This is a genomic window from Micromonospora sp. SL4-19, from assembly GCF_047921475.1.
Taxonomy (GTDB): Bacteria; Actinomycetota; Actinomycetes; order Mycobacteriales; family Micromonosporaceae; genus Micromonospora.
Window position 1 is genome coordinate 23,509 of record NZ_JBLROB010000047.1, and the last position, 6,727, is coordinate 30,235.

Below are 6,727 nucleotides of genomic sequence, written 5' to 3' on the forward strand. Positions count from 1 at the left end.
CGCGGGCCGCCCCGCGGCGGTGGATCAGCTCGCTCACGGCAGGACCCCCTTCGACTCGAGGGCGTCGGCGATGGCCTTGCGCAGTTCGTCGGCGGTCTGCTCGGGCCGGATCGCCGACGGCGGGGACAACATCGCCGACATGACGGTGGAGATGCTCTGGTAGGCCGGGGTCAACGGCCGGACCGCCGGCTCCTTCAGCTCCTCCAGGATGGTTTCCTTCATCGGGTACGCCTTGTCCATCTCCGGGTCGTCGTAGACCTTCTCGATGGTCGGCGGCACGCCGTCGTTGACGGCGGAGAACTTCTGGTGCTCGGCGTTGCGCAGGCACCGGGCCGCCTCGAAGGACTCCGTCGGGTGCTTCGAGTACGTGCTGACCGCCAGGTTGACGCCGCCGATGGTGACCTTGCTCGGCGTGTTCGCGTCGATGCCGGGCACCCGCGCCCACTTCACCTTCTTCGCCATCTCCGGCGCCGCCTCCTGCATGGCCGGGTAGACGAAGGGCCAGTTGACCTCGAAGGCGCCGCCGCCGGACTGGAACTCCAGCCGCACCGGGTCCTCCGTGGCGTTGCTGAACGACGGCGACGTCACGCCCGACGTGGCGAGCTTCCGCAACTGGTCGAGAGCCTTGACGGCACCCTCATCCATCGCGACCTTCTTGCCGTCGTCACTGAGGATCTTCCCGCCGGCGCTCTCCGCGAGGGTGTTGTAGAGAACGACCAGCCCCTCGTACTGGGCACCCATGGTGAGCACCTGGTACGGCTTGCCCTGTTCCTTCAGCCGCTGGGCGGCGGAGATCATCTCGTCCCAGGTCTTCGGCGGCTCGGGCACCAGGTCGGTGCGATACCACAGCAGCTGGACGTTGGTGTTCTTCGGCGCGGCATAGAGCTCGCCCTCGTACCGGGCGGTGTCCAGCGGGCCGGCCAGGGTGCCCTGCTCCGCCTCCGCCTTGTCCTGACCGGCCCACTCCCGGATCCAGTGCGCGCTGGCGAACTCCTGCGTCCACGTGACGTCGAGGCCGAGCACATCCATCCCGCTGTCCTGCGCCGCCAGCCGGCGCACCATCTGCACCCGCTGGTCGTCGGCCTGCCGGGGCAGCACCCGGTAGACGATCTTGTAGCGGCCCTGCGCCTGGGCGTTGCAGTCGTCGACGACCTTCTGCAGGTTCTGCTCAGGCGGGTAGTACAGGTTGATCGTCGGCATACCACCGTCACCGCCGGACCCGCAGGCCGCCAACGGGGCCACCAACGCCAGCGCGGCCGCGGCCGCCGCCGCACGTCTGGCCGGCCGCCGCCGGTGCGCGGCCGCGTCGGGGTCTGTCGTCATCGCCCTCCCCCTCTCTTCGGCGAGAGCCGGGGAGTCACCCGTGCCCCGGCGCACGGCGAGACGGTCGGGGCGCACGTTGCGGCAGATCCGCCCGCGCCCCGGGCGTTTCGATGCGCCGAACAGTGCCCGACCTGCCACGTTGCGAAACCTGACAGTCACGAGACGAGCACAACAGGTCCCACCCAGTGAGCGGCGAGGCTACCCAGCGCGCGCCGGGTCAACTAGCGTTGGCATAGCTCCGCAGCCAGCGCGTCGCCGTCGAAGTCGATACGCCTCCGGCCGACCCCAGGCCGCCCGATCGGTTGGTTCTCGCGCGAACTCGCCTCTGCGGCACCACCGGTTGGGCAGGATCGTCCCAACGAGGAGGTAGCCGTCGTGCAGGACACCCGCGCTCTCACCTTGACGTTCGAGGTGAGCGGCCTGCCCCCGGTCAAGACCGAGGCCCTGTCCATCTTCGCCCCCGGGCACCGGCAGGCGGCGAGGGTCCGCGCCCTGCTCCAGGCCGCCTGCACCGCGGCCCAGCACACGGGGTGGACGCCGCTCGACGGTCCCATCGAGGTGGACCTGACCCTGCGTTGCCCGCCCGGGCACCGCACGTCCGACGCCAGCACGCTGCTGGGCGGGGTCTGCGCGGTCCTCCAGGACAAGAAGCGGGTGGCGAACATCGGCCTGGCCCACCTCGGGGTGCTGGTCGACGTCGCGCTCTACGGCGACGACCGGCAAATCCGCCGGCTGTCGTACGCCGAGGAGCCGGCGGAGGACTTCTCGTACCAGGTCCGGGTGGCCGCCGCAACGGCGGTGGTTTGACCGACGGCCGCGGTGGGGTACCGCGGACGCCGACGAAGGGAGCGCCGATGTCGGAGCCACATGTCACGCTCGATCCGAGCGGGCTTGACCCCGTGCAGCAGAAGCTGCGCGGCCCGCTGGAGGATCAGCTGACCTCGGCCCTGCAGGCGGCCACCGAACGGGTCCGCGCCAGCTACTCCGGCGAGCCCGTCGAGGAGGTCTGCCGTCGGCTGCTCGACGAGACCCGAGCCGGCCTGCACCCCGACATCGCCGCCGGTTTCCAGCCCGACATGGACGAGTTCTGCCGGGTGGCTGTGGCGATCGTCCGCGGCGAGGTCGCCTGAGGCACACCTGAGCCGACCGCGCCGACCACCGGGTCGACACGGTCGGCCGGTCGGGCTCCCGGTCAGCTCCGCCCTACGTCACCCGCCGGTCAGCGCGCCGACGGGGGTCAGGTGGTGAGGGCGACCGACTTCATCGCGACCAGCGCGACGAGCAGCAGCGCGACTCCGACCGCCAGCGCCGCCTGCACCACGGTCCGCCGCTTCGCCGGCGCGTACGCCATCCCGACCGCGACAGCGGCACCGGTCAGCAGGCCCCCCAGGTGCCCTTCCCAGGAGGTCCAGCCCGCGGTGAGGACCAGCCAGAGGACGAACGAGATGAGGAGGCGATTGCGGTCGATCGGGTGGTGGTGCAGGCGCCGGGTGAGCACGAGGTAGCAGCCGACCAGTCCGTATGCCGCGCCGGAGGCACCGACGACCGCCTGCTGCGGGGCGATGAGGAACGCGAGGACCGACCCGCCGAACGCGGCGAGCAGGTAGACCGCGACGTAGCGCAGGTGACCCAGCCGTTCCTCGATGATCCGGCCGAGCAGCCAGAGCCAGTACAGGTTGAACAGGATGTGCAGGATGCCGAACCGGCCTTCGGTCGGCAGCAGGTGCAGGAACGCTGAGGTGATCAGCCGGTACCACTCGCCGTGCGCGATGCCGATCGGCTCGTACCCCGGGTAGGCGCCGCCGTCGTCGAGGTACCGCTGGCCGCTGTCGTCGACCAGCCCGGTGCCGAGGCCGTCGAACTGGTCGACGATCGCCGGGCGGACCAGCTCGACCAGGTAGACCAGCACGTTCAGCCCGATCAGCAGGTACGTCACCAGCGGCCGGCTGACCGTCGCGCCGCCGAACACCGTACGGGCCTGGCGGACGGTGCGGTTGTCCTCGCGTACGCAATCCGGGCAGCGGTGCCCCACCGGCGCCTCGCGCATGCAGTCCGGGCAGGTTTGGCGGTCGCAGCGGGTGCAGCGCAGCAGCGTCTCCCGCCGGGGGTGCCGGTAGCAGGTGGTGGCCGCCTCGTCGGCGGGGGGCTGGCCGGTGCGGATCTGGTCCATGGGGTGTCCGGTCCTGGTGCTCGGTGGGCTGGGGGCGCCCCGGGCGGCGACCCGGGGTGGGCGTTCAAGTGCTCAGTAGCGGCCGAGGTGCTGCGCGGGACACAGGACGATGTGCGGCGACGCCGCTGGGTCCAGCCAGGTCAGCACGTCGACCAGATGCTCGTGCGACAGGCTCACGCAGCCGGCCGTGGGGTTCCCGTCGGCGCTGCTGAACTCGTGCAGGAAGATGCCGCTGCCGGCGTGGGGCACCGGGCTGTCGACGGTCGGCGGCATGTTGTAGGTGATCACCGCGAAGTGCGTGTACGCCGGGTCCTCGCGCCAGAGCGCCTCGCTGTGGCCGCCCGGGTTCGTGGCGGAGCGCTGGAAGCTGTTGTAGTGCGGGGAGTCGGGGTTCGCGTTCCACCAGTCGTCGGTGGCCACCCGGTGGTAGGGGTAGCGGACTCCCGGGTCCGTGGCGATGCCGTACATCGTCGGGCCGATGGCGTAGACGCCGGTCGGCGTGGTCGGCAGGCCCTCGACGTGCTGATCGCTGAACCCCTCGGCGCCGATCCGGGCCGGCAGCGGCGGAAGGGCCGGGCTCCAGCGGTCGTGGACCTTCGCGTACGTCTCCAGAGCGGCGTGGGTGGTGCGGTAGCCGTCCCCGGTGACGACGACGACCTGCCGCGTGCCCGGTGGCAGGGTGGTGAACTGGGCGACGCTGGTCGGCTTCACGCGAAGGATCTTCGCATGCGCCCCGCGGCCGTTTCATCCCGCGATGGATGCCCTCCGGCCGGCCTTGACGCTACGGATCCGGACCCGCCGGACGGGTCAGGACCGGGTCCGCAACTCCCCGGTCCTGACCCCGGCCGTCCGGCGTGGTAGCGGATTCGCCGTCGCGAGCGCGGCGGGCGTGGCACGCCGCCAGCGCCGGGCTCAACACGGCGAGTCAGCCCGCCTGCACTCAGCTCCACGGTGCCCAACTACCGGACTTCGGCGCGTTCCCGACTCACCCCGAAGAGCCGCGAACGCCGGCTCAGGTTAGGCAGCTTGCCGCAGGTCAAACAAGCAGTAGCGGGGCCGCGGGAATGTGATTGATACCAATATCCAAATGCGGCATGTCGGCGTAACAGGGTCAGCCGGGCTGGCGCTGTTTTACACGAGGCGCTCGCCACGCCTGGGCCGTGGCGGGGCCGGCATCAGACCGCTGGCGGCGACGCCCCCGGCGACAACGCGAGCGCCGCGACGTGGAGCAGACGCACCCCGGCCGGCGCCGGGACGGTGGCGGCGGGAAGACCAAGCAGCGCCAGTGCGCCGAGCGCGGCGACCGGAAGCGCCACGCCCCAGAAGACCACGGGCCGGGCCGGCGGCGCGGGCGGTCGTACGCCGGCAAAGATCTCCTGCCGGCGGGCGGCCCGCAGCGCGAGGGCGACCACGACGACGGCCCCCGCCACGGTGCTGAGCGTGTCCGAGAGGGCCCACCAGTAGATGCCGGTCGCCGCGTGGAAATCCTGGATCCCCAGCAGCCGCAGCCAGCGCTCGGTGTGGGTGACCCGGTCCCAGGCGACGTGGCTGAACGCCCCGATGAACGCCGAGCAGACCGTCACCTGCCAGGGATGCCGGACGCCGGTCAGCGCGGCGTAGTCCCGCCAGGCGAAGAGGCGCTCGCCGGGCAGGTGCACCGCGATCCCGGCGATCACCCGCCGGACGATCCAGGCGTACGCGAGCGCGATCGGCAGGCAGCACCAGAGCAGCCCGCCGAGGGTGTGTGCCCGCAGGCCGAACTCGAACCGGGTGCCGGTGAACAGGTAGCCGACGTCTGGCGCCACCGCGCCGGTGGCCAGCGCAACGCCGTCGAACCAGGCCGGTCGCCACCGCTTCAGCGGCAGCACCGGCGCCAGGTGCGACGGAAACGTCAGTGGCACGAGCCGGACCTTAACCGATCAGAAGTGCCGGACCAGGTCGGCGAACGTGGTGGCCGGATCGAACGCGTGCTCGCGGGCCAGCCAGCGGTAGGTGTCGGCGTCCTTCTCCGACACGGAAGCAGAGGGAGGCCGCGCGGGCTCAGCGGCGCGACGCGATCCAGTCCAACAAGGATTGGGACAGCGTGAAGGTCCGACGGAACCGGCGGCAGACGTTCATGGACCCGCCGTCCGCCCCCAAGACCGCCGCGAGCTTCGTCGCCGGCAGTCTCGCGCCGCGCCGATCACCCAATTACCCAGGCCCTCACCTACGGCGAAAGGTTCGCCGCCGAGCTGCTCGGCCCAGGGTGTGTCCTGCCGATCATGATCTCTATGGATCAACCGGGACAGCGCCGACACCCCACCAGATGCCATCGTGGCACCATGAAGGCAGACCTGCACAGTTACTTGAAGGGCGGCCGCGACGCGCTGCTGTGGAAGCTCGACGGGCTTGGCGAATACGATATTCGGCGCCCGTTGACCCGGACCGCAACCAACTTGCTCGGTCTGGTGAAGCACTCGGCAGCCATGGAGATCCTCTACTTCGGCGTCGTGTTCGGCCGGCCGTTCGAGCAGGAGCTGCCGTACGTCGGCGACGGAGCGGAAACCAATGCCGACATGTGGGCGACCGCGGATGAGACCCGCGAGGAGATCGTCGCACTGTACCGTCGCGCGATCGCCCACGCCGACGCCACCATTGAGGCTCTTGCGCTGAATGATGTCGGCCGCGTGCCGTGGTGGGGCGATGCAGCGGTCACGTTGCACCACGTCCTGGTCCACGTCATCGCAGAAACACAACGGCACGCCGGCCACGCCGACATCGTGCGCGAACTCATCGACGGCGCGGCCGGGCTGCTGCCCAGGAACGACAACCTGCCCCCCGCCGACGAGCCATGGTGGCTGGACTATCGCCAGCGAGTGGAACAGGCTGCCCTCGACGCCAGCAAACGCAGCAACTAGGTTTTCTGCCGATCATGGAAGCCAGATGATGGCGGCGATGAGGACCATGCTGGCCGGTAGAGGGATGCGCGTCTGGCGTAGCGGGTGGCCAGATCACGCCACGATCAGCACGTCGGGGCGTTTGCGGGGCCGGCCGGGCCCGGGCTCGTTGACCCGTATCGCGTCCAGCAACGCGAGGAGTTGGGGGTTGTCGCCGGCCTGGTCGGGGGTGAGCAGGATCGACAGCGGCCGGTTGCGGCCTCGACGGCGAGGTGGATCTTCGTGGACGAGGCGAACCGGCTGCACGTCTACGTGCTGGACCTGCGCCGCGACGCCGACGGGATCCTGTCCTACACGG

Annotated in this window: 7 protein-coding genes and 1 pseudogene; 3 read left to right on the forward strand and 5 right to left on the reverse strand. The window is 70.7% G+C overall.

Translation table 11 applies throughout. From position 1 onward, the window contains the following. Positions 1-33: 33 nt before the first annotated feature. Positions 34-1,323 carry an ABC transporter substrate-binding protein gene (locus tag ACNAVT_RS30345; RefSeq protein ID WP_416301259.1) on the reverse strand — a complete coding sequence of 430 codons (1,290 nt, stop codon included), beginning with the start codon at positions 1,321-1,323 and terminating at the stop codon, positions 34-36. Between the two features lie 375 nt (positions 1,324-1,698). Here ACNAVT_RS30345 and ACNAVT_RS30350 point away from each other — a divergent pair, with 375 nt between their 5' ends. Together ACNAVT_RS30350 and ACNAVT_RS30355 are read left to right on the forward strand one after the other, a co-directional pair. Then, positions 1,699-2,130 carry a hypothetical protein gene (locus tag ACNAVT_RS30350; protein WP_416301260.1) on the forward strand — a complete coding sequence of 144 codons (432 nt, stop codon included), beginning with the start codon at positions 1,699-1,701 and terminating at the stop codon, positions 2,128-2,130. 47 nt (positions 2,131-2,177) lie between these two features. After that, a complete protein-coding gene (locus ACNAVT_RS30355) occupies positions 2,178-2,453 on the forward strand; it encodes a hypothetical protein (RefSeq protein WP_416301261.1) in 276 nt (91 codons plus the stop codon). Positions 2,454-2,560: 107 nt separating this feature from the next. Here the strand turns inward: ACNAVT_RS30355 and ACNAVT_RS30360 are convergent, their stop codons facing one another. The 3 genes from ACNAVT_RS30360 to ACNAVT_RS30370 form a co-directional block, all read right to left on the reverse strand. Continuing rightward, complete coding sequence (locus ACNAVT_RS30360) at positions 2,561-3,493, reverse strand: rhomboid family intramembrane serine protease (protein ID WP_416301263.1); 933 nt, start codon at positions 3,491-3,493, stop codon at positions 2,561-2,563. Between the two features lie 72 nt (positions 3,494-3,565). Next, entirely contained in the window at positions 3,566-4,204 is a 639-nt protein-coding gene (locus tag ACNAVT_RS30365; protein WP_416301265.1) for a L,D-transpeptidase family protein, read from the reverse strand. A 464-nt stretch (positions 4,205-4,668) separates the two neighbouring features. Continuing rightward, positions 4,669-5,394 (reverse strand): DUF4184 family protein, encoded by a 726-nt coding sequence (locus ACNAVT_RS30370; protein ID WP_416301267.1) that lies wholly within the window; start codon positions 5,392-5,394, stop codon positions 4,669-4,671. Positions 5,395-5,814: 420 nt separating this feature from the next. Here ACNAVT_RS30370 and ACNAVT_RS30375 point away from each other — a divergent pair, with 420 nt between their 5' ends. Beyond that, the gene (locus ACNAVT_RS30375; protein ID WP_416301269.1) at positions 5,815-6,390 is read left to right on the forward strand and encodes a DinB family protein; all 576 of its coding nucleotides are present in this window, start codon (positions 5,815-5,817) and stop codon (positions 6,388-6,390) included. Between the two features lie 12 nt (positions 6,391-6,402). Here the strand turns inward: ACNAVT_RS30375 and ACNAVT_RS30380 are convergent. Beyond that, positions 6,403-6,671, reverse strand: a pseudogene (locus tag ACNAVT_RS30380) (IS5/IS1182 family transposase); the annotation flags it as partial. Positions 6,672-6,727 lie beyond the last annotated feature (56 nt).